Source organism: Acinetobacter sp. YH01011, from assembly GCF_013420785.1.
Classification (GTDB): domain Bacteria; phylum Pseudomonadota; class Gammaproteobacteria; order Pseudomonadales; family Moraxellaceae; genus Acinetobacter; species Acinetobacter towneri.
In genome coordinates, this window is the sequence record NZ_VOYG01000021.1 from 1 (window position 1) to 23,089 (window position 23,089).

At 36.3% G+C, this 23,089-nt stretch carries 25 protein-coding genes; 9 read left to right on the top strand and 16 right to left on the bottom strand.

Annotated elements, in window-relative coordinates; all coding sequences use genetic code 11:
* The 12 genes from FTT78_RS12440 to FTT78_RS12495 all read right to left on the bottom strand — a co-directional run.
* On the bottom strand, positions 1-1,047 hold a 1,047-nt coding region (locus FTT78_RS12440), incomplete at its 3' end, for a hypothetical protein (protein WP_180169981.1).
* Between the two features lie 12 nt (positions 1,048-1,059).
* Complete coding sequence (locus FTT78_RS12445) at positions 1,060-3,099, bottom strand: hypothetical protein (protein ID WP_180044452.1); 2,040 nt, start codon at positions 3,097-3,099, stop codon at positions 1,060-1,062.
* Between the two features lies 1 nt (position 3,100).
* Positions 3,101-3,649, bottom strand: a complete 549-nt coding sequence (locus FTT78_RS12450; protein WP_180044454.1) for a hypothetical protein — start codon at positions 3,647-3,649, stop codon at positions 3,101-3,103.
* A gap of 31 nt (positions 3,650-3,680) precedes the next feature.
* The gene (locus FTT78_RS12455) at positions 3,681-4,142 is read right to left on the bottom strand and encodes a GNAT family N-acetyltransferase (RefSeq protein ID WP_180044456.1); all 462 of its coding nucleotides are present in this window, start codon (positions 4,140-4,142) and stop codon (positions 3,681-3,683) included.
* Positions 4,143-4,212: 70 nt separating this feature from the next.
* Entirely contained in the window at positions 4,213-4,530 is a 318-nt protein-coding gene (locus tag FTT78_RS12460) for a hypothetical protein (protein ID WP_180044458.1), read from the bottom strand.
* A 589-nt stretch (positions 4,531-5,119) separates the two neighbouring features.
* Complete coding sequence (locus tag FTT78_RS12465) at positions 5,120-7,270, bottom strand: hypothetical protein (RefSeq protein ID WP_180044460.1); 2,151 nt, start codon at positions 7,268-7,270, stop codon at positions 5,120-5,122.
* Entirely contained in the window at positions 7,263-7,823 is a 561-nt protein-coding gene (locus tag FTT78_RS12470; protein WP_180044462.1) for a hypothetical protein, read from the bottom strand. The genes FTT78_RS12465 and FTT78_RS12470 overlap by 8 nt, the downstream gene beginning before the upstream one ends.
* Before the next feature lie 97 nt (positions 7,824-7,920).
* Positions 7,921-8,793, bottom strand: coding sequence for a phage capsid protein (locus tag FTT78_RS12475; protein ID WP_180044464.1), 873 nt, complete (start codon positions 8,791-8,793; stop codon positions 7,921-7,923).
* 198 nt (positions 8,794-8,991) lie between these two features.
* A complete protein-coding gene (locus FTT78_RS12480) occupies positions 8,992-9,714 on the bottom strand; it encodes a hypothetical protein (RefSeq protein ID WP_180044465.1) in 723 nt (240 codons plus the stop codon).
* A gap of 24 nt (positions 9,715-9,738) precedes the next feature.
* Entirely contained in the window at positions 9,739-9,933 is a 195-nt protein-coding gene (locus FTT78_RS12485) for a hypothetical protein (protein WP_180044467.1), read from the bottom strand.
* Positions 9,923-11,602: a portal protein gene (locus tag FTT78_RS12490; RefSeq protein WP_180044469.1), complete on the bottom strand. Its 1,680-nt coding sequence runs from the start codon at positions 11,600-11,602 to the stop codon at positions 9,923-9,925. Before FTT78_RS12490 ends, FTT78_RS12485 begins: the two co-directional genes overlap by 11 nt.
* Before the next feature lie 7 nt (positions 11,603-11,609).
* Positions 11,610-11,903: a hypothetical protein gene (locus tag FTT78_RS12495; RefSeq protein ID WP_180044471.1), complete on the bottom strand. Its 294-nt coding sequence runs from the start codon at positions 11,901-11,903 to the stop codon at positions 11,610-11,612.
* 604 nt (positions 11,904-12,507) lie between these two features.
* Between FTT78_RS12495 and FTT78_RS12500 the strand changes: the two genes are divergently transcribed.
* On the top strand, positions 12,508-12,684 hold the full coding sequence (locus FTT78_RS12500; RefSeq protein ID WP_180044472.1) for a hypothetical protein: 177 nt from the start codon (positions 12,508-12,510) through the stop codon (positions 12,682-12,684).
* Positions 12,681-13,220 carry an acetyltransferase gene (locus FTT78_RS12505; RefSeq protein WP_180044474.1) on the top strand — a complete coding sequence of 180 codons (540 nt, stop codon included), beginning with the start codon at positions 12,681-12,683 and terminating at the stop codon, positions 13,218-13,220. Before FTT78_RS12500 ends, FTT78_RS12505 begins: the two co-directional genes overlap by 4 nt.
* A 316-nt stretch (positions 13,221-13,536) precedes the next feature.
* Here the strand turns inward: FTT78_RS12505 and FTT78_RS12510 are convergent, their stop codons facing one another.
* Positions 13,537-13,878 (bottom strand): hypothetical protein, encoded by a 342-nt coding sequence (locus FTT78_RS12510; RefSeq protein WP_180044476.1) that lies wholly within the window; start codon positions 13,876-13,878, stop codon positions 13,537-13,539.
* 1,266 nt (positions 13,879-15,144) lie between these two features.
* Between FTT78_RS12510 and FTT78_RS12515 the strand changes: the two genes are divergently transcribed.
* The 4 genes from FTT78_RS12515 (at position 15,145) to FTT78_RS12530 (ending at position 18,059) form a co-directional block, all read left to right on the top strand.
* Positions 15,145-16,491, top strand: a complete 1,347-nt coding sequence (locus FTT78_RS12515; protein ID WP_180044478.1) for a hypothetical protein — start codon at positions 15,145-15,147, stop codon at positions 16,489-16,491.
* Between the two features lie 261 nt (positions 16,492-16,752).
* The gene (locus FTT78_RS12520) at positions 16,753-17,529 is read left to right on the top strand and encodes a Rha family transcriptional regulator (RefSeq protein WP_180044480.1); all 777 of its coding nucleotides are present in this window, start codon (positions 16,753-16,755) and stop codon (positions 17,527-17,529) included.
* 60 nt (positions 17,530-17,589) lie between these two features.
* Entirely contained in the window at positions 17,590-17,904 is a 315-nt protein-coding gene (locus FTT78_RS12525) for a hypothetical protein (RefSeq protein ID WP_180044482.1), read from the top strand.
* Positions 17,904-18,059: a hypothetical protein gene (locus FTT78_RS12530; RefSeq protein WP_180044484.1), complete on the top strand. Its 156-nt coding sequence runs from the start codon at positions 17,904-17,906 to the stop codon at positions 18,057-18,059. Before FTT78_RS12525 ends, FTT78_RS12530 begins: the two co-directional genes overlap by 1 nt.
* Positions 18,060-18,096: 37 nt before the next feature.
* Here FTT78_RS12530 and FTT78_RS12535 read toward each other — a convergent pair whose 3' ends face one another.
* Positions 18,097-18,897: a hypothetical protein gene (locus FTT78_RS12535; protein ID WP_180044486.1), complete on the bottom strand. Its 801-nt coding sequence runs from the start codon at positions 18,895-18,897 to the stop codon at positions 18,097-18,099.
* A 128-nt stretch (positions 18,898-19,025) separates the two neighbouring features.
* Between FTT78_RS12535 and FTT78_RS12540 the strand changes: the two genes are divergently transcribed.
* A complete protein-coding gene (locus FTT78_RS12540) occupies positions 19,026-19,640 on the top strand; it encodes an AAA family ATPase (RefSeq protein WP_180044488.1) in 615 nt (204 codons plus the stop codon).
* Positions 19,640-20,098 (top strand): hypothetical protein, encoded by a 459-nt coding sequence (locus FTT78_RS12545; protein WP_180044490.1) that lies wholly within the window; start codon positions 19,640-19,642, stop codon positions 20,096-20,098. The genes FTT78_RS12540 and FTT78_RS12545 overlap by 1 nt, the downstream gene beginning before the upstream one ends.
* Before the next feature lie 12 nt (positions 20,099-20,110).
* Here the strand turns inward: FTT78_RS12545 and FTT78_RS12550 are convergent, their stop codons facing one another.
* Entirely contained in the window at positions 20,111-20,722 is a 612-nt protein-coding gene (locus FTT78_RS12550) for a helix-turn-helix transcriptional regulator (RefSeq protein WP_180044492.1), read from the bottom strand.
* A 242-nt stretch (positions 20,723-20,964) separates the two neighbouring features.
* On the opposite strand from FTT78_RS12550, the gene FTT78_RS12555 reads away from it, so the two are divergent.
* Complete coding sequence (locus FTT78_RS12555; RefSeq protein ID WP_180044494.1) at positions 20,965-22,119, top strand: hypothetical protein; 1,155 nt, start codon at positions 20,965-20,967, stop codon at positions 22,117-22,119.
* 36 nt (positions 22,120-22,155) lie between these two features.
* Here FTT78_RS12555 and FTT78_RS12560 read toward each other — a convergent pair whose 3' ends face one another.
* Positions 22,156-22,716: a recombinase family protein gene (locus FTT78_RS12560; protein WP_180044496.1), complete on the bottom strand. Its 561-nt coding sequence runs from the start codon at positions 22,714-22,716 to the stop codon at positions 22,156-22,158.
* Between the last annotated feature and the right edge of the window lie 373 nt (positions 22,717-23,089).

Sequence of the window (23,089 nt, forward strand, 5' to 3'; positions counted from 1 at the left end):
TTCATCATTAGAACTATTGTTTTTATTAGCTGCTAGCCTTGAAGATATGCTGGATCTAATGTTATTTGATAGTTCTTCCAGTGTTGGCTGTACTTTCTTTTGATTAGCTTGAATATACTTTTTAACGTCATCTAATGTTTTAAGCTTGCCACCTGTAGCTTCAGATATATTGACCTTCTCTCCCTTCATTACTTGATCAATCGCTTGATTGATATTGTTTTGATGTTGAGCTAGATCATCTACTGTTTCTGCTACGTTTGGCATACTAGATACATCGGCATCTGCTTGTGCCTGTTCAACGGTTGCATTGAAATCTGCTTCAGCTTTATGGACTTCTGCTTCAGGTAAATCTGCATTCCCTTGAGCATTCATATAACGCCCTGCTGCATAGAAAGTTGTACCAATACCCAAGTTCATTAGAATAGCTGTAGGATCTGTAGCCATGTCTTTGTATTGTTGACCTTGCTTCTCATATCCCTTGCCTTCTAAATAAGCTCCTTCTGCATACGTTAAGGCTTGTCCTGCTGCTGTAGGTGCAACAACTAAAGCTGCATAGTCAGCAACTAGAGACTTTTTAAATACATTGGATACAGGTAAAAAGGCTAAAGCAGCGTTTGTAGCTCCATAAATATTAGATGCTACATCTGCTGTGTCTTGGTCTACGCCAAGTTGCTGAGTTAATTTTGTATGCTCTGTAGCTCTTGTACCAAGTCCAACTGTAGCAGCCATTCCATAAGGTCCTAATGGTGCGCCTACCGTACCTGCTGCTACAACTTCAGTAATACCAGAAGCTACTTGTCCTGCTTGACCTTGATTAAGCGGAGTAAAAGCTTCATTCACTTGTTGCATACGTTTATCTGCAACTTCGTCACCTTCTACGAATCGGCTTGCAGCGTTAGATACGGATAAAACGCCTTTAGCTGTACCTGATACTGCTCCTAGTCCGATGTCAGATAATGTTCCACGTTTGAACTTCTTAGGGTCTGTTAATTTCGTTTCATCAAAGGCTAAGTCTTGTTCTGTAAATTCTCCACTTAATAAGCCCATTTGTTTTCCTTGTTATTTCCAAATTCTCATAATGTACGGTTTTGCTATTTTAGGATTTTTCATCACTTTTCCGTTAGGCTGTATGAACATGAACCATCCATTAGCATTAGGTACAGGTTGTACTACGTGTGTCTTTAATAGATTTTCTGAAGGGGGAAGATGACCTGTTTCTTTTCGATACTGAGTTCTAAAATGGTTTTGAATATGATCTTCAAAACTGTCTTGAGTAAAGCCATACGGCATAAAGATGTGATTGGTATTCTTACCTAGCTTCTGTTTATACGTTCCACCTGTAGCTATATCGAATGCCTGTTTAGCCATTTCCTTGTTGATGATTGGATTACCCTTTTCATCACGTTTAATAATGTTCTCACCACGTTTAGCAAGTCCTAGATAAAGTGAATAAGCCAGGTTTTGATAAGCTCGATGCTCATTTGTACCAATAGCTGTAGCATTGCCAAACTCAGATTGAATAGCGTTATGAAATTCCTTCTCTGCTCCTAATACTGAAGCCTGTCCTTGATTAAGTATCTGTTTGCCTTCTAAAGCTACTTCTGCTGCTCTGATATTTGTACCGTGTAACGTCACATCTAACTGATTGAGCTTTGCGATACCCATATAGTCATAAGCATTCTTTTCACCACCTATTAGGCTGAAGTATTCCTTTTGAGCTTCTTTATTACTTCCTGCCATTTTAGTTAGATCAGTCAGCATAGCTTTCTGCTGTCTAGGCGTTGCATCAAAATAACGATCTTTAAAAGCTGTACGTTCTGACTTGTTCCATTGGATCAGTGAACCTACACCACCATTTACTTTCTTTTGTTCAGCAAGTAGATCTGTCGTTACTTGAGCCTTTTTAAAATCTATATCGCCTGTTCCTATTTGTTCAGGAGTAACGGTATAAAGCTTATGTCCAGTTTGAGCTTGTACTGAAGCTACAGGATCATCATTTGCACGTTGTTTAGATGTAGCTGCAATACTTTTAAATACGTTTAACTTTTTCTGAAGTAGCGTTGCATCATCTTGAGGACTGTTTTCTAGTTCTGTCGTCAGTCTTGCAATACTACGTTCCTGTTCAATTGGTGAAGCATCTCTAAACTTTTGAGCATCTTTATTTAAAGCTACAGCTTCTCTTACTTCAGCTTCGTATTTCGTACCTTTAACTGCTTCTAATGTACTGTTTACAAGGCTTTCAGATAATGGATAACCTGTAAAAGCATCTGCAACAAAGTCTTTGGTTAGTTGTGCATGTTCTTTATCTTGCTCTTTAGCTTTAACTTCTATACCTCTATTGATACGGCTAATAGCTGATTCAATATTTGCTTTATAAGCATCTCTAGTCTCTACCTTCATGTATGGAAAGACTGTATCCACGTTTTTATGTAGCTTTTGTAAAGCTTCAATGTCTTGCTGTTCTTCTAGGCTGTTTAATACGCCTTTAGCATCTGATAGGTCTCTACGTTGTTGCCAATCTTCTTCAGCTTTAACTCTTTGTTCAGGCGTTAAAACAGGGTTGCGTGACAAAGTATCTTTGAATAGTGCATAGCCATGTTCTCTATTTTCAAGTTTAAGAGTCGCTTCTGACATCTGTTCAAAGTCTGCATTGATCTTTCTACGTTCTACCTCATAAGCCAGTGGTTTAATGTTGGCTTGTGATTCTTGAAATAGCTTCTCTGAATAGTAGTTGAACTTTTCACGATGATGCTCTGGTAGCCTTTGACTATATGCTTCATTCATTTCATCTGCACGTTGTCTCAAATAGGCTTTAGCTAGGCTTTCATCTAATTCACCTGTACTTAGTCTTTGCTTTGTTTCTGTCAGATAATCTTGATACTCAGATCCATATTTAGCTGCTTCAATATTGAATTGGTATTGATCTTTTTCTTCTTGGATCTTGAGTTGTTCATTATGCTTTTTTAGTGATACCTGTTGCCCAACTTGTGCTAACTGTACTGCTGCTTGAGCTACTTGTCCTGCTCCATTATCTAATACTCTGCCTTGTTGAGCTTGTGGAGTCACATTACCGAAATTGCCCATAGGGATTCTAGCCATCTTATGCCCACCCTGAAGAACTTAGTCTGGTTGTATCCATCGTTAATTGATTGGAGTTAATGTTTGAAGCTGATTGAGTTGTTGTTTTACCACCGCCTTTAGGTGCATTACCAAAAGCAGATAGAAGTGTAGAACCTGTATTTAATACACCACTCACTGTTGCTTGATGTGCTTGTAGTTTGTAATTAGCTGCATCTGTTCTGAACTGCCCTGCCTGATTTTTTCTGTTGAAAAACGTGGTCCAGGCATCTTTAGTTGCATTCAGATCAATATCTTCTTCAATCTCTTCTGTAACTGTATTCTCAGCATTCAAATCTAAACCTTGAGCTGCCATCTTAGCCCTTGCTGAACTTGCTTGCTTCTTGCCAAGCTCACGGATACGTTCTGCTTCTACACGACCTTGTGACTCAGCCATCTTTGCATTTTCATTGGCTTGAGCTGCTTGTGCTTTACCCATCTGTCTAGCGTTATATGCGGAATATGCTGTGCCTGCTACGGCTAAAGCTGTTGCTGCCCAATATGCAACTGCTGCTGCTCCTGCGACTGCCATACTTACCTCATTATTATTTTTATTATGTGTTTTATAGCTTCATCTCAAGAAATGAGCCTGTATGTTCAAAGCCAAACTTCTTGTAGAAGCTTATTGTTTTTTCTGTATTTATCTTAGTTGCTGTACCACACTGTACCCATGTTGCCCCTGCTTCTTTAGCCCATTCAAGAAAGGCATTGATAAGAAGATAAGCTACTTTACTACCTCTATTATTAGAGCTAACAAATAAACAATAATCAAAAGCCATAAGACTATCTGACTGCCACTCTTCCTGTAGTCCACCTAAAAAGCCACCAAGTATTTTGTCGTTGTCATCTTTGACTACTAATACACAGCCTTGTGATGGATACAGGATTAAAGCCTGAATTTGAGTCTTGACCTTGTTTAAGTTGATTGGTCTTTGTTGGTATGTCGGTGATTCATTCCAAAACTGAACTGCTAATTCTAACAGCTCAGGTACATCTAATATTTTTGCGTGTTCTACTCTATACATTCTTTCCTCTTTTTTTATTGTTGTAATAAAAAAGGCATCCCGAAGGACACCTTAGTTTGACGCTAAGTTTTTATGATTTTCGATTTTGTTCCAAAAACTTTTCAATTCTCGGATCATTTTTCTTCAAATCAACAAGCACTGAAGACGGAATTCTATATTCCATGATACTTGTTGTATGACCTGTTGGTGATGTACTAGGAACACGATTGCGTTTAATTGCACTATCCCAATTACGTTTAAGTCGTAAACTACTTAAAACACTACTAGGACATGGGCTATCAACCAAGTTCATTGCACGATGATTACGAATTACCTCTCCTCCTAACAGTTTAGTTAAGAGAATAGCTTCTTGCGTCCCTTTGGGAGGGAATTTATAAGTTGCTGACATAGCGAACTCCATCAAACTTTTTAAGGTTTAGTGGACTCAAGTGGCAACTTCAATTAGTCTAGACTAACACCATTGTATATTTTTTATACAAATTCGATTGTGTAACTAAGTTTACTTAGGTACACTACTAGACCAGATTAAAGAGGTAAATATAGCAAAGGTCGAAGAGTGCTCTATTTATATTCCTTATGGAAAACCACTTTTATCTCACATTTTCATTTAGTTTAGGGTTTCCTAAACTTACTAAAGAGCTAGGTATCGAAAGATATTCTGGCTCTTTTTGTTGTGAAAAAATAGTATCCCCACAACATGGAACTTAGCATAGTTGATAAATGCACAAACTGCAACAATAATAAGTAGATATTTTTACAAACATCGCGCCAGAGCCACCAAATAGATCCATATAGAAAGATAAGACTTTAATGCACCTTAATATCAATTTTAAACAAAACGTTTAAAATAGAGCAAATCAGACCGATTATATAAAGCATTTTGTCAACACCAACCATAGTTATTATGAAAAACATCACGACAAGATATGTCACTTGTGTGCAAATTTAAAATAAAACACAACATATTGTGTTTATATCTAACGGTCATTCATGTTCAGTTCTAGGACTGCTGCTGTTATATGGAATGGAAGTGGTTCATCTTGTTCTATCACAAGTTTGAAGTTGTCGTATGTATTCCATCCATCTAAAGCAATTCTTTGTTGCCCTGTAAATGGTTTTGGCTTATCTAATGTTTCTTCATCAAATTCTTTGAGTTCAACAATTTCACCGTTCACTTTTGGATTGATAGATTTATACATATATAGGTTGAGATGATCGACTTTGAATAAAGCAGGGTTACTTGTTGTTGGAGCTTGGCTTATGTCTGGTGACAATAGACTGACTTTAGCTGTGAACTTTCTGCCTATATAAATCTGATTGACCTGTTCATCACATTCAATATGAATGGTATTTCCTTCTCTATGAAGAATTGGTACGGCATAGGTATGTACTGAGTCTTTATAATAAGCTGCTATATCATTTCCTAGCTTGCCGATTAAAGCATTAGTTACGGTACATTCATCATCTGATCTAGTTACAGTAGCTTGGATTGCTGTATCCAGTAATAGCTCTTCCTGTAGCTGTTCAATTTGTAATGTGCCATTTCGATTGACTAGGAAATAGACTTTATCTGCACCTGTAGTTGAAGGTAGAGATGTAATACTGATTATATAGCCACCTATATCATGTTTAGCCCATGCAATAACTGACTGCTCTCTGTCTAAGGTTAAAGTTGCGAGCTTTCCATTATTCATAACTAGCCAAATCACTGAATCAGGTTCTTGCTGATACACCATTTCTTTAAAGCCACCACCATCTTCTCCTAGATGTGAAGCTAATACTGATAGCTCATTCGATACCAAGCCATCTTGAGCATAGTCATAAACAAGGGTTCGGATTCGTTCTGCTCCACGTTGTACGAACAGAAGTTCAGATCCTACTTTGATTGGTTTAATAGTCGGTACAATTCCATAAGCTGTATGTTCTAGGATATTTGCGTTTGTTGGACTCAGTGAATCTTGAGCATTGATTGTCAGTTCTGATCCACCACAGAAAACTACGATACCTCTACTCTGACTAAGATGTAGGACGTTTGATAGTTGTTCTGATGAAGCAGCTACAGTAAATGAATCGCCATCTAATGTAGTTGTTAGGAAGTTTGATTCGTCTCCTGTGCGACTGAGCCAAATATAGTTTGGATATTTCTTAGAGCCTGCTAATACCAATCGTTGTTGGAAGTATGTTATTGCTCTTGGATAGCCAAATGTATTGTTAAAAATAGGTTCTTTAATTGTCCATGATCTAGCAATAGCTTCAATGTTTGCACTTAGCTTAACTAGGACCTCTCCTGATACTTGAGTTGCTGAAATAAAACGGTCTACACGTACTACACCACTATTGATGAAGATGTATTTGCCAACTGTTTGAGCATTAAAAGCTACAGCTTCTTCAGGTGCTATGGATTGCCAATAGACTGTTTCTGTATAGCTAACTTCGCCTGTATCGGGATCTATTGTCGTTGCATAACTATCTTTAGGTATTTGATTCATGTGATCGACCAAGCATCTGTAATATTTCATGGTCCAGTTAGCACCAAACACATAACAAATATCGCCTACGATGTACTGCTTGTTTGTCGTATGAACTGCATACATAGATGCTGTTAGAACTGTCGTCTTGCCTACGTTTATTTCTGAAGATTTAAGTGGTAATGCAGGGGTATATGTATCTTCTAATGGCGGTACTGAATAAGTAAATTTATCGAATGCCCAATTGGTAAAGTCTTCTGAACATCTGATCCAGGATACAGGATGATCTCCATGTACTAGCCAAAGGTTATAGCGACTCTGACAGAAGTTAATATCTTTAATTTGTGATGCTGTATATTGAGTTGTGAAGCTTCTAATTAGCTCCCCTTCTGCACTCAGAATATTAATGGCAAAAGGCTTAAATACGACAATATAGTTGTTGCCATGACTCACAATGAACGGAATGATTCTAACCGCATCCTGTTCAACTCTGAGCAGTTTTGTGCCACCTCTTTTCTTAATACCACCTTCAATGATTGGTAGCATATTTTCAACTGACTTAGCTCCATTCCTAAATTGGTTTAAGTCGGTACGCATCCAAATAAGCGGACTAAGTTCGCCACTGGTAAAGTTGTTTTTGATTAAACTGATCTTAGCCATAGCGTCTCGTTAATGTGTAGTCGTCTTCTTTAAAGAATTGGATGCTTAATACCTCCTGTGCCTGAACTGCTTTCAATTGCTTAATTAGGTCTTGGCATTGGATATAAAAAGACTCCCCTGCTCCTTGTGAGCCTGTAATTGGTTTAGCTGCTTTGGATGCTAGGTATAAGATTAGGCATTCAATAAATAGTGAATCGAATGTTTCTTCGTTGGTATTGTCAAAAACATAAATCAGTTCTAGTTTTTCTGAGTCTGTTAATAGTTTGTCTGTTTCAAGTACATAGTCTTCTGTACTTGCTGAAATGATTCTGATTAGATCGTTTGGAAGTTGATATTGATACTCATAGCCAAAGTCAGGCTTCTGAGTTAATGGTGAAAGTTTGATTCGCTTAGTTGCGAAGTTGAATGGATGGAGTCTAAGTAACGCTTTACGTGATGTGTCATACATACCCTTCATACGTTTAGCTATACTTGTTTTATCGTCAAAGCTTGTAATGCTATCTGCACCGATTAGGCTTAAAGCTTGATTGCATATATCAATTTTTGTTGTCATGTAGCGTCCTTAGTTATTGTTATTATTAGGTATTGAAAGCCCCCTACCCTGTTACAGATAAGGAGCTTTGTATATAGTAGCTGTAATATTAGAGCTATTACATTTTAAACTTGAATGCTACTACTTTCTTTTCGTCCGAACGAACAGCACCAATCGCCTCTACGTGACCAATACTATGGAAACGGTTAGCTGTCTCTACTTCAACAATTTTTAAAGGTGAGATTGAGTTAGTTGCTACTTCTACAGATGATTTTGTATATGCAACCCCTGTAGCTGATAAGCCATCTGCTGCTTTAATGCCTTCATAATGGACCCATTGATAACCCAAGAAGTTAGAAATTTCACCCTTCTGAAGCATACTTGCGCTCAAGTAATCTGCATGAGTAAGTGTTGGATCTGCCAAAATAGTATTAAGCATGTCGGCATTGTAGGTAATGTAGATCTGCTCTTCACAATCGTTTTCCATAAACTTAGTACGGATGTCGATAAGAAGCTGTTTAGTGATAGGCGTATTTGTATCACCTAAGATCTGACTAGCAGGAAGAGCTACGTTTGTATAAGTATCTGCACCTACTGTCTTACGTTGTACGTTACCTAATAGAGCGTTATATACAACCTTATCGACCTTCCTATTCCATTTTGAATGTAAGCGTTGTAATAGCTGATCTTGTGGTTGAGCCTTCAGCTTGTAAAGGTCTTGAATAGCCAAACGGGTAAAGTTTGGGAAGTCACTCATTGTTCCCAAGCGAGAAGCGAATGAAGCGTCTGTATATTGCGTCTCACCGAAACGAGTTAATGTATTGAAGTCATCACCTAAAGTACCCATCTCATTAAGAGTCCAAGAAGTACCAGTGATAGATCCAATATTCGTTACTGTTGATAATAGTTTTGATTCTTTCTGCTCTAATAGAGCTAAATATGTGTCTGCGTACTGTTTTACAAATACGCTATCAATAGTGTTATATGACATTGTTTTAATTGTCCTTGTTTTTATTATTTAGATTTATTGTTAGAGCTATTATTAGCTCTGTTTTTATGTTGTATTTGTAGAGCTTGTTATTGTTTCAGTTATCCATATCGGGCTGATAAGAAGTGATACAGTCACATGCTCTACACAAGGACTGTATGGCTTGAAGCTTTATCTGAACGCCACTTCAGGAGCTATTTGTTATCGTCTTAGGCTGTCGTAATACGAATCAATCTGAGCCTTCACTTGGCGATGGTCTGGGTGCTTTGAATCGAAAAAGGCTTCACTACGCATTAAGGAATTGATGTCTGTACTAACTGATGTGCCGTTATTGATTGGCTTGTCTTCTGCAATCTGTGAACCGAAATAAGCAAGAGCTTTAATTACTGCTACATTATTTCCAATACTAGGATCATTAATCTGTTCTTCTGTTAAGCCTGCTGATTTAGCTGCTCGAATAGCTGAAAAGACATTCGATTCATAATTGTTGCCCCATTCAGATTGAAGCGACTGGATAGTTGAGTCTGTATCAAATTGAGAACTATTAGATACTAGATCTACTGCACGTTTGTCATACTCATTCAAAAGGAAGTCGAGTTGTTTGTTTGTGATCCCATGCTTGTGAGCTTCAGCTAGAAATTGTTTATTTGATTCATCTGCTTTGAAGTCTTCAAGGTTAAAGTCTTCACGTTCAATCTTATATTCATCTGCCGATTTAGGAGCTACTTCACCAGTTCCGACCTTTTTTTCCAAGTAGCTGTAGCTCTCATTCATCTTGGCTACTGTCGCTTTGTAGTCTACCGCACCATCTTCTGATACCACTTTAAACTTATCAGGTATAGCTGTATCAATAGAGCTATCATTAGCTGTACTTAAAACTGTATCTTGTTCATTAATTTGTGGTTGTTCTAAGTTGTCTGTCATTCTTTTTCTCTTTTTTAATTCTTATTACTTAGCTTGTTCAGCTTCTTTAATACGTGCCAAGATGAAGTTAATTACATCCTGTTGTCCTAGATTAAAGGCTGTCTGAGTTGCTGAGTCTTTATCAAATGCTAGTGGTACGTGGAATAGTGAAATGAGTTCATCTAGTACCTGTATTCCTTCTTCACTTGTAAAGACTCTGTGATATTTATTACTGTTCAAGCATTGCTCCTAGCTCTTCTGGTGTCATCTGTTTAGCTTGGTCTTTTGCTATATCCATAGCTGTTGAACCTACTTCTGACATTAGAGCTTGTTGCTGTTGTTGTTCTTGCATCGCTTGTTGTTGCTGTTGTTTAAGCTGTCTCAATTCTGCTATTTCATCTTCTGTACGAAGTGCTTCTTTAGGTACGTTTAATCCATCTGCCATGATCTGAACCATTGCATCTAGGTTAAGGTTATCTAAAACTGTCTGATCAATTGTTGCCATCTGACCTACATTCATCATTAGCTCTTGAGCTGAAGTTACCCATTCTAGCTTTTGTGAAGCTGCCATCGGATTTAAGAAATTAAAACTGATACGTGATGCTTGCATTAGCTCTTCAGGAGCAGATGGAAGTACACCAGATCTCATTGCCAAGCCCCATGTTCTTTCTAATAAAACTTGAAGGTATTCAGCCTGCATTCGAGAAAATACAGATCCCAATTGGTTACGGTACACGTTTACTCTTGCTTGTATTTCTGTCGCTGTAAGTGGTGCTGAACCTTGTGGCGTGAGCTGATCCGACATTAAAGTACGTTTAATCTTAGCTTGGAAATGTTGTAAGAAGTCTAAGCCCATACCTACCGTTGCTGATCCTGTATCCAGTCGTTTAATAGAGTTATCAATAGAGTTAACGGCTATGATTGCATTAGGTCGAATACGAAGTGTATTAGGGTTTACAACGCCATCGTGTGCAGCCATCCATAAGCCGCCAAGATTAAGCTCTGCTGTTTGTAATGAGAGCTTCATTAGTTGGTTAGTTGTCTTTACATCTGCTAGAACCATACTAGCCATACCTAAGCCGTATGGGGATTCTGGGATCTTTCTAAATCTACTCACTACACATGGGAACTCTTCAAAACCTGATTCTTTTAAGATGTGTTTTGATTGAGCTTCAATTGTATAAGAAGCGAAAGGCATAGCTTTACCTAATCGTTTACCTTCTTCACCTTTGATCTGTTGTTTGTCTCTAGGGAAGATAGCTTGTACTAATGTAAATTTTTGATCAGGCTTCTTTTCTAATGCTGTTTTAACTTTATCACTGACATTGTTAATGCCAAATTCAGATACGATCTGTTCGGCTGATAATTCAAACTCTCTATAGATTGTGTCGATTAATCCATTAGCTTGTGTTGAGCTGATATAGCAGTTGCCAATAGACCAGGTATTGAATGTAAAGCCACCTTTATCACGGTGAGTATCTACATATAAAACTGCCCATCCTGCAACAATTAGATCTGTCAGAAAGTCTACAATCTCACTGTCAAAGTTCGAGCTGTGGATATTGCGGAAGATAAAATTATCGACCATATCAAGCCACTGTTCGCCTTGTGTGAGTTGAGAAGGCGTATCTACGCCACTTGGTACTGACTTGAACCATAAGCTAACAGGTGAGGTTGTACCGCTATATACGCTTGAGACTAAGAGTTGAATACCTTCACAGGCTGTTGTGTCATACAGTTCAGCTCTTGCTTGTTTTCGTTCTTGTGTTAGTCCTGATGCTGTTACGTCTTGGAAGCTTTGCTGACGTTCAGGAGCGCAATATTTATAACAATCTCGCCAATGGCTTTCATGCTTTACACGTTCAGATTTAAGTTGACTCAGGCGTTTTAGGATTTGTTGTGCCTTCATCTAATCTCTACGTTCCTGTTTTCGTGTTACTCGAATTGTTGCTACCAGTATTATTGACCTGGTTGTATAGGTTGCTGATTACTGTGTTCTTGCCAAGTAAGCCGCCAAGTACCGAGCTTTGCTTATATTTACGTCTTGAAGCTGTATTCTCATTTGCTTCTCTTTGAGCTTGTTCTTTGGCTCTACGTTCAATCTCTTCTGGCGAATCTTGTTTCTGAACCTTTGGTTTTGATCCCATTGTTATTGTTCCTTTGATTATTGTTTTGATGTGCTGTTGATGTTGCAAAATGCGTGGGCGCATACGTGCATGTAGGTAAATAGAAGGGCATCTGTTCAAGCCTATTTGAAGCTCTAATTGATTCAGTAAGCTATGCAGTCTTTGTTCTAGTTATATGTGTTGGGTTACTGTAGTTGCTGTATTTGTTATTGCTTACTAGGTTGAATAGAGTCTCTTTTTTAAAAGGGTAGATGTCTGTTTTAAATACAGATCTTGTTTATTTTTATTAATTTGTTAGCTGTTTTAATAGAGCTATTATTAGAGCTATTAAATATAGCCTAAAATAGAAAGAGATAAACTATTCCAAGCTAAAAAGGAAATAAAGGATGTCTGATCTGCCTACCTGAATAAGCAGATTAGTAAGGATGAAATAAAGGATATATAAATGACTGACCTAGTTTGATTGTTATTCTTATTCAGCCTAAGTCGTTCTAAATAAGTAACGAGAACTATATCAGAAAAATTGATAAATGTCAATAGTCAGAACAGGATGTAATACTATATGTTGTGCTTTTAAATTTAATAAACACTATATATAGCATTTAGAAACATTATAAAAAATTGCATAATAAATTATTTAAATGTATAATTTATTGCACAAAATACAATACATGGGAGAAGAAACCTTATGGCTACTGTCTCTTTTAATAAAAACTTTGTGGTTAGTAATCCTACTGCAATCAAAATGATCAGTGAAGATATTGCCAACCCTCGTTATGTTGAAATAAAAAAACGAGACCTCAAAGTAGAGAATGCGAAAGGTATTCAGTTATTAAAAAAACGCTTGTCCAACTCAGCGAGATGATAGAAGCGTTTAGTTCACTTGAACTAAACGAAATTTTGTCATCTTTTTCATGCACTAAAAATTCTGATGTTGAAGATTTTCTTGTAAATCCGAATAAGGCTATTCGCTTTGAGTTAACCGAGAACTCAAGGACCTACATTATCCTAGATGATGAAACTTCAAATCTTTTAGGCTATTTTTCTTTAACCTTCAAAGAAATCGTCCTAGAAAATAAAAAAATCAGCAAAACAGAAATTAAAAATTTAGATGGAATAAGTAAGAATGCAAGTCGCATTAAAGCTTTTCTTATAGGTCAAATTGGAAAAAATGAAAGTGTTAATAATAATTACTTGAATCTTCAGTTAATACTTGACGACGTATACACTGTGATCTCTAAAGTCCAATCATTGATTGGTGGAAGAGTTATTTTTTTAGAATGTGAAAATATACCAAAATTAATTAGACTATATGAAAATCATGGATTCAAACTGCTCGAGACTGAAGATCCTGATTGTGCAAAATTAAAGACCATGTACATCAACATTGCTCAGAAATAATTTTTTTAAATGCTCACTTAGTTCTGTATAGCATTCTGTACCTGATCCGTTGAATGAGATTTTAGGCTTATAGTGGTAGTCATTCATTTCTGTTTTGAACGCTACTTCCATGTCATAGACTGCTTCTGCTGTATCGGGTAGTTCTAATAGGATCTCCCATTCGTATGGCATAGAGCGAACTGTACCGTATCTGGTGAGTATGTTGTTCATGGTTATGCCGAGTTTGTAAAATGACTCTTCCTTATTCCAACATTTGATTAGGTAGAAGATTGGTTGACCGCCATTCAGTACAGCTTGATCTAGGAAGGCTTGACGCTTACAGCCCTTGATCTTCATTTGTTGTCTTCTTAGTACGTGGCTTTCTTGTTTTTGGTAATACAGGTACACGTGCATCTGCTGTTGCTTTCTTATTGGCTTGTACCAGGTTAATGTTGTTGACTTCTAAGCTTGCTTCTAAAGCATTGTCGATACCACTTTTATAAGTTTTAATTTCAAAGTCTTCAGGAGCTTTGAAGTATTGTTCAAATACAGCTACAGGAACAGTAGGTCCATTTAGAATAAGCTGTAGCTTTGTTTGATCTGACAGTTCTGGGTTGAAGTCGTTATATGTTGCTAATACAAATTTCTTTTTATTAGTAATGATGAATACTGAATACATAGTTATATCTCTTTTTATTTGAAGTTGTTTTTGTTCTTATTGAATGCCTGTTTAAATAAGTTTTAGTTATAGAAAACAGATACATATATAACATATTTTTATTATATTGTCAATCCTTATAACTTTTAAGAATATGAATACCTATTCTGCTTAGGCTAACTGAGAGCTGTCATACACATCATAGGATGCATATTTCCATCTCTACGAGCTGAAGAATACCAATTCTATTTAAAACTATTTTTTATTAATTATTTATTAACTTATTAAAAAAGATAATTATATTCTTAACTTGATTGGTATTGAAAGAAAACAAGATAGCAGGGCAGTCAGTTCAATGTTTAGATGGATGTGGTATGAAATACCATATACAGATAAAGATTGATTATCTGACTGTTAAAGGTTTTGATTCATTGACTGTTAAGGAAATGAAGATAAAGCTTGTTATAGGTTGAACAACTATTTTTCTATAAGAAGATATGAGAACGACTGAAAGGAGTTCGATATATCGTTCAATTCTTTTTCTTTTTTTTAAAAATTAATTAAATATTTATTAATTAGTTATATGTATTTTTTTATAATTTCTTCTTTAAGATAAAAGTTAAAAAAAGCCCTAAAAAATTGAGTTTTTTGACTGTCCCAAGACAAGGTTTTGTCTAGCCTTATTTTATAAGACTTTTTAAGCTTCCTTCAAAATCAATTGAAAACATAGAGTTATAAAAGAATGGACCTCAGCTCGAAACTTTACGAAGTATAGCGAGTAACAACGAAGCTATGCTGAAGTAAATGTTTGAGCAACCAACCGACTGTATGCAATAGCTACAGTAATGGAAGGAACAGAGGGCGGTCAGTAAATAGGCTTTAGGTGCTATGTCTGTGTGCGCTTATGTGTACCTAGAATCCGTACATTTTTGTTTTAAGGTTTTTGCTTTTTTCATTTTTAAAAACAAGTAGTTATAAAATGTCTAAGACAAGGTTTTGTCTACAGCCTTTAAATTTTCCTTTATAAATTCACTGTAATTTGAGTATCGAATTGCAGCGAAAGCCGTATAAAACCTAAGATCAATTAAGACTGAAATCTGTCTTGCTTATCCACAGTTTTAAATTTAAAAACAAAACAAGTGCTTAGCTAGACAAATAAAGCAAATCAAGACAAAAACAGAGTCACAAGACAAGCTATTGACATTATCTGTCTTAAAATAATATAATCTGTCTCAAGAAGGAAGAGCAGTCTTCCATAACAACAAAATGTCATGAGGATAATAAAACGTGCCAATAGGAAAAATAAGCACAGTGTTTAAAGTTTATGATGCAATGATGGGTAGCGGTAAGACTACTCAAATTATAGAAAACATTAGAACAGCAGAAAAAGACCAGAACTTTCTTTACATCACTCCATTACTTGATGAATGCCATCGTATTTCAGGTACAACATACGATCCTGAAGATGTATTAAAACGTCCTTTAATTACGACAGAAGACGATACAAGCGTTCATTACGCCTATTTAGATGATGCTCCTTTGAAGGAAAGACGTTTCAAGCATCCAAGCTATAAGGGTGGAAATAAAGCTGAAAGCTTGCAATACCTGTTAAAAAACAAAGAAAACGTAGTCAGTACACATCAACTTTTTATGAACCTAACACCAAATATGTTGGATGATGCAAAAGACTATGTACTGATTATTGACGAAACAATCCAAGTCTATGATGTATATACAGAGCATTCATCTACAGAGTTAGAAGCTCTTTTCCGTTTAGGTTGGATTCATGTTGATGATGATGCTGTCACTCTTCGTTTCAATCGTGAAAAGTATGGTGATAACGGTGGTGACCCGACAGGTACGAAATACGAAAACCTAGCAACAATGTGTGATCTTGGTCAGCTCTTGTATGTGGACCAGAAGTTGATTGTTTGGGAATTGAGTATCGACACACTGAGATCTTTTAAAGAAGTCTGGATTGCTACTTATATGTTTGAAGGCTCTCAAATGTCAGCGTATTTGAAATCGTATGGCGTTGAGTATGAACTGATCCGTTTTGGTAACAAGCCTTCTCAAATTAAGCATTTAGTCACTATTTCAGATAACAAGTTTATTAATGAGATTGGTACTAAAACTACAGCATTGAGTTCAAGCCAATTCAAATCAAATAAGAAAGCTTTATGTGAGCAGTTGTCAAAAAATCTTGATAACTATTTCCGTAACCATGTTAAAGCGAAAAAGTCAGATAGACTTTGGACTTCATTTAAAGAAGCACATTCAGCAATTGCTGGATCACGCTATAAAGAAGAATGGTTAGCCTTCAATACAAAGGCAACTAACGAATACAAAGACAAAACCAACTTAGCTTACTTGATGAACCTATATCCAAATCCAATGGTTGTTAAAGCTTCAGCTATGAAGGGATTCCCTGTTAAGGAAGATGTATTCGCTCTATCTGAGATGGTCCAATGGATATGGCGTTCTGCTATTCGTGAAGGTAACCCAATCAATATTTATGTACCAAGCTCAAGAATGCGTAGTTTATTACAGCGTTGGTTAAATGATGAATTTGAAAATTCTGCTGCTGAAGATATTGAAGTTACAGAAGAAGCCGAACAGTTAGAATTAGTTTAAATTATTAAAATTCTTATTTTAGCCTGTAATCTCAGGCTATTTTAAGGATTGCCTAACATATATTATCAGCCATTGCAAAACATATTTTGATTTTGTATAATAATCATTATTAAGAAAACAATAAAAACAAGAATGGGGATTAGTCAGCCCATATTAAAAAGCCTATCTGACTATAAACAATTCAAAACCCAATATATTAAGTCTGCATCCAAATAGGATTATAAGCGGACTCAAAACACATCTATATAAAGGATAAAAAAGATGACAAATTTATCATTACAAACTCAAAACTCTACACCATATAATACAGCTATTAACACATCTATTTCAGTTGTATCTAGTCCTATAATTCAAACAATGTCTTCTAAAGAAATTGCAGACATGACAGGTAAAGAACATAAAGACGTTCTTCGTGATATTAGAAATATGTTTGAACAGCTTCAAATTGACTCAGCGCAATTTTGCGCTCAGTACAAAGACAGCACTGGACGTACACTTCCATGCTTCAACTTAGATAAAGACTTATCAATTTGTTTGGTATCGGGATATAACGTACAGCTCAGAATGGCAATTATCAAAAGATGGAATGAACTAGAAGCTCAAGTTCTTGAAGCAGTACGTCCTTCTTACATGATTGAAGATCCTGTAGCTAGAGCTAAAAAATGGATTGAAGAGCAAACAGCTAAGCAAGAAGCTGAAGCCAAGTTATTAGAAGCTGCTAAAGCAATTGAAGTAATGAAGCCTACTGTAGATGCATACGATCTTATAGCAGGAAAGAAAGGATCTATGTGCTTCCAAGATGCATACAAATTCTTAGGTGGTATGAAATTAAAAGACATGAAGCAATGGATGTACGATAAAAAATGGATCAATAAAGACCGTTTTGGTCGTGACTCTATTGGCTACTACCAGAACATGAATGGCTACTTAGTTGAAAAAGTTACAACACACCAACCTCAAATTCGTATCACTTATAAAGGTTTAGCTGCAATGGCTAGACAAATGAAGATTGAGCTTAACGCTGAAGACTTCAACTAAGACACAAGAAAAAAGGGCAGGGATGTTCATAGCATCCCTTAATATTAACCAGGACTAGGAATGAGAAAATTATCTAAAACCACATACAACAAAATCGTAAAAGCCAAGATCTTACAAACAGGCTTATACAACGGGAGATCAGTAGAAGAAGCAGAAATTGACGATGAACTATACGAGCATCTTGTAGACATCAAATCTGACTATAAGAAAGGCGCATTAACAGCCTTCAATGCAGATGCAGAAATGGCATATAACTATCTCAAATGCGAAGAAGACTATGCAGATGACCTAGACATTGATTTTGGTATTGATGACTTATACGGATCATACGATGACAACATTAAAGCAATTAAAACTCATTTTGGAGCGTACTAATGATTGAAGCTCTTATCGCAACTTATTTAGCAACAAACTTTTTACTAGCTCTACATTTAATTGATGTGAAGCTAGATGACAAACACTCAATTTCACTATTACAACTTATTGCCTTACAAGCCATTGGAGCTAAAGGTATTTACTATAAAGATTGATAATATTTTACCCTGCTTCCTTAATTGGGGCAGGGGGTTATGCCTTCATTTTATTTGTAATTGCTTTAATATAATCCTTATATACAGTTTCAAAATTATCATATGCTTTATCGTATGTTGTCTTATATCTATTTATATTTCCGTTTATGTCTGTATTTTCAAAATCCACCTCATTTTCCATAATGGATTTGATACTTAGTATATTATTTATAACTTTTTCTTGTCTTCCAAAATTATAAGTTTTTGTTACACTATTTGTAGATTCTGGTACGATTTCTAAGATAGAGGTATATTCTGAATATTTTTTTTCAATTTTTTTTAAAAATGATGTAAGTTCAAAAGCATGATTATCGAATTTATCTTTATAGGCTGTTAAGGATTCATCATTACTAATGCCTTCATAAATGTTTAATACTGCAAATATTTCATTTAATATATCTACATCATAACAATATTTTGCATCGCTAAAATTTGGGATAATAATTTCTAAGTTTTCTATTTCTTTTAGACGATCTGCTCTTCTTGCATATTTCATTATTTTTAAAAATTGAGCTGAAACTAATTCACTTAATTTAATCATCAACTCTTTTTTTAATTCATAATTTTTTTGCTCTTTCCAATTGTCATAAAAGAAATATGCTGCAATTGGAGCAAAAATGGTTGCATCAAAAACTAATAGATTAGCATAAGCCCCTATACTGCCTTCAGTACCGTAAACTCCATAATATCTACAGAAAAATATAAAAATACCAGTTGTGGTAAGCCAAAGTATAAAAAACACTCCAAACATTAACCAAAACAAAAAATTTTCTTTAAATACTGAAGTTTTTTCTTTCATACTACCCCCTATAATCTAAGCTACAAATCATACCTTAACCTGTTACAAAGTAGATGATTTTTGACTGGATTATACATAATTCAAGCTCTACAATAGAGCTATTGTTAAATGTATTAGAGAATAAGAAAATGATTGTAATTTTAGCTAATCAGAAGGGTGGAGTTGGTAAAACAACAATAGCTACAAACCTAGCTGTAGCTTTGAGTAAGAAAGGGGATACAGTTCTAGTTGATGCTGATGACCAACAATCTGCTGTTAAATGGTCAAAGCGAAGAACTGAAAATCTGATTGATACTGAGCATCATAAAGGCGACTTGAAGAAGGTCCTGCTAGACCTTCAAAAGAAATATAAATACGTGGTTTTGGATGTCGCGGGTAGAGATTCTGACGAATTCAGAAGTGCCTTACAAGTTGCAGATAAATTGATTGTACCGACTCAACCAAGCCAAGCTGATGTTGAAGTATTGCCATTCGTATTGAAGATGTTTAATACCTTCCACAAAGACAATGAAAAGCTTGAACCGTATATTGTGGTCAACAAAGCTCCTTCAAACTCAAAATCAACAGAAGTTGCAGATTCGATTGAGCTGCTTCATACGCTCCCTAAATTTAAGATCCTGAATACAGTTATCCGTGACCGCAAACAGTTCCGTGATGCATCGGTACAAGGCTTATCTGTTTTAGAAATGGGTAGCTCTAAAGCTAAAGACGAGTTCAACGAGTTCTTGGTGGAGATCCTATAATGAGCAAGCAAAAAGCAAAAATAGGCTTTGGTGACGAACTTGAAGAGATCCAAGCTAACCCAGAAGCAACCTTAGAAGATGTTAAAGGTCAAGAAGTCGAATACACACGCAACTTGATGTATAAGATCCTGCTTACACCACATACAGGTGAAGTCAAGAAACGTACACGTAAGGATCATGGACGCTTGGCATCTGTGCCTTTGTATTATGAGGAAGAAAAAACTTTAAAAGCAGCAGCAGGCTTTATTGGCGAATCGTTGAATGACTTCATTCGTGAAGTTGTATTGAAAGAAGCGAAACGTGTTTTAGGTGCTGAAAGATATAATGAAATTATGGACAAGCCCCTTAACCAGACAAAGGTTAAATTGACTGATGAAGAGCATTCTAAACTCAGTGAACAGCGTAAAGCTGAACGTGAGAAGAATAAGCCATCTTCAGGTAAGACGTATAGCGTGTAAAAGAAAAGCTCCTTATGGAGCTTTTTTATTGCGCTTGGATAAGAGAAGGCTTAGTCCAGTACCAATGGCTGCAACACCCCAACCAACAGGACCAGATACAGCAGCTAAAGTTTTCAATGATGCTCCAGCAGGGACTGTACCAAAAAGTTCTTCCTTCGCATTTTTAAATGCTTCTTTTTCTTTATCTGAAAACTCAACTCGAATTAAGGGCTGATTTTCACTTTCCTGAATTTTTTGTTCAATCTCTTGGAGAATTTTTTCATTCACCTTTTCTTTAACAATTTTAAGAATCTCAATTTGTACGTCTGTACCTAAGATTGCATCCAGTTCGTTGTGATCGAGGATTGACTCATTTTCTGTTAAAGGTGAATGCAGCTTATTGAACTCACTTGACCCTAAAACAACAACTTCATGCACCTTGCTAGATTCTTCAATCACCAAGTTTACACATTTCAAAATCTCGTCTGGCGTTGTGCCTATAAGAGAAGCCATCAAATAAAGATGCTCAACAGTCGTTCCTGTTTCACCACGTTCAATTTTACCTAAGCCTGTGTGAGACATATTTAGGAACTTGGCAAACATACGTTGCTGCTTAAACCCCATTGCTTCACGAATTTTGATCAAAACATAGCCTGTATAAATGGAATGTGTCGTATAAAAAATCATTTTTTCCTACTTTATATATAGCTTAAATTCTGCGTCCATTTTAACACATTTTGAGCAATTAGCAATTTTATTTGATTTTTTGGACTCAAATAGATTCCATTTGAAATTAAATGGTGTATATTTGCATTCATCGGAGCGCAACGATAAGGAAGTCCTGAAAACAATCAGGCATAACTCAACAACCCATTAAGGTGAATAAAATGACAAACGCTGTAAACCACACTGACACAAACGCTTCAACTCAATTCGATGAACAAGAATTTGCACAATTCCTAGCATGGAAAAAACAAATGGCTGAAGAGCAGGCTTTAAAAGCAGCCAAGAGCCAGGAGCAGGATGCACTCAATGCAATTGATCAAGGTCAACTTAAAATTGAAGACTTGGTTCAACCGAATGCAGACCTTGAAAAGTTGAATAGCAAAAAAGTTGAATTGGCTAAATTGTGTGGCTTTGAATTGACTGACGATAAGCAGGCTTTGGTAGCAACAATGTTTAGCTTTGCTCAATGCCTTGCAGCCGACCAACGCACGGCTGTCATGTTAAAAACTGAAGATGCTTTAACGACTGACTTCATGCACATTTATGGATCTTGGGCATATCGTACAACGATGCATAAAAAGTTGAACAGCTTGGAAGCATGCATGACTGCAAATGCAATGCCTTACTACAACACGCTGGGTACAACATACGATAAAGAGCTGAAAGAGCATTTCCGTACACAGGCTGAAGAGCTTAAACGTGGTTCGCAATATGTGGTTGCTCCTAAGTCTGTGACTCAATTTACGACTGCATCTAAAGAGTTCATCGGTAGTTTTGTTGTTGATCTTAAAAAGACAACGGCTGAAGAAATTGATTGGAGCAAAAATACGAAGCAGCTTAACCGCTTACGCAATGACATTGACTCAGACCAGTTTGATCTAATTTCTGATTTACGTGAGTTGATTAATAAACGTATTCCTTTAATGACCAAGCTTTTCAATATTTGTGAAAATAAAGCTGATTTTAAAAAGTATGCGCTTATTTTAGCTGTTGCCACATTCTTAGACCTGGAGTCATTTAATGTGATTAAAGATGTTGTTTTAGAAATGGCGAATAAAGTTGAAAACGGCAATCTGGAATTATTTAAAGCTTCATTATCTGTTGCAGTTGAAAAATATAAATCTTGGAATCAAGAAAACATTTCAATTCACACGTTAGCTGATTTAATTACAGATACAGATTTTGGTGAAATTGGTATTGGTCGCTTGAATACCTTCTTATCAAAAATTAATTTAAAAACTGACAGTGTTCGTTGTATGAATATTCCGACTCAAGGTTTAGCAATTGCAGCAATTGAGCAGAAACTAGCAGCCTAATATGAAAAACGTACTAGCCTTAATGACTGATCACCATTAAGGCTTTTGTTGTTGTAAAGCACGTTGAACTGTAGCCACACCTACCCCAAACCTTTTTGCCACACTTCTAAAAGTCGAGCCATCTTCCTGCATGGCTTTTTGTATTTCTGAATAGTCTACTTTGCGCTTCCTGCCTTTATACAAGCCTTTCGCTTTGGCTTTAGCAATCCCTTCCTTCTGACGTTCACGAATGATTGAGCGTTCAAATTCAGCGAATGCAGCAAGCATCTGAAACATGAGCTTATTAAGGGCTGACTGTGCTACGTCATGGCTGAAGGTTAAATTTTCCTTATGAAAAATAATAGTAATGCCCCTGTCATTCAGGCTATTTACCAGATCGTTCAGATCGTTGGTATTACGTGCTAGGCGGTCAATGCTGTGAACGTGGACTGTATCCCCATCTCGTAAATAATCGAGCATAGCGTTCAATTGAGGGCGTTCACGGCTACCACCACTTGCCTTCTCTGTGAAGGTTTTATCAAGGTGGATGCCATCCAATTGGCGTTCCGTATTTTGTTCAATTGAACTGACTCGAATGTAACCGACATGATTAGGCATTTTGTACCGTTAGATATTAGATTTATAGATACATATTGTACCGAAATATAAAAGTAAGTCTATAGATACGAATTTTTATATGATTTTATTAGGTCCTAAATTGTACCGTTAGGCTATACCCTATAAATACAGGAATTGACTAAAAATATTAAGGCGTAAAAAAACCCGAACACGAGGGTGTGATCGGGCTATAAAAAGAAACCACAGCATTGATTTCTACAAAAACTATAACATACATCACATAAATTGAAAAATATGGGCGTTCCCTTTCAGGTCGGGCTAACTGGCTTCGCTCAAGCCAAACGATGAAGCTGTTTGTCTTGCCCCTTCGGGCAGAATCCCTAACGCAAAAGCAAAAGCACTGGACTATGTG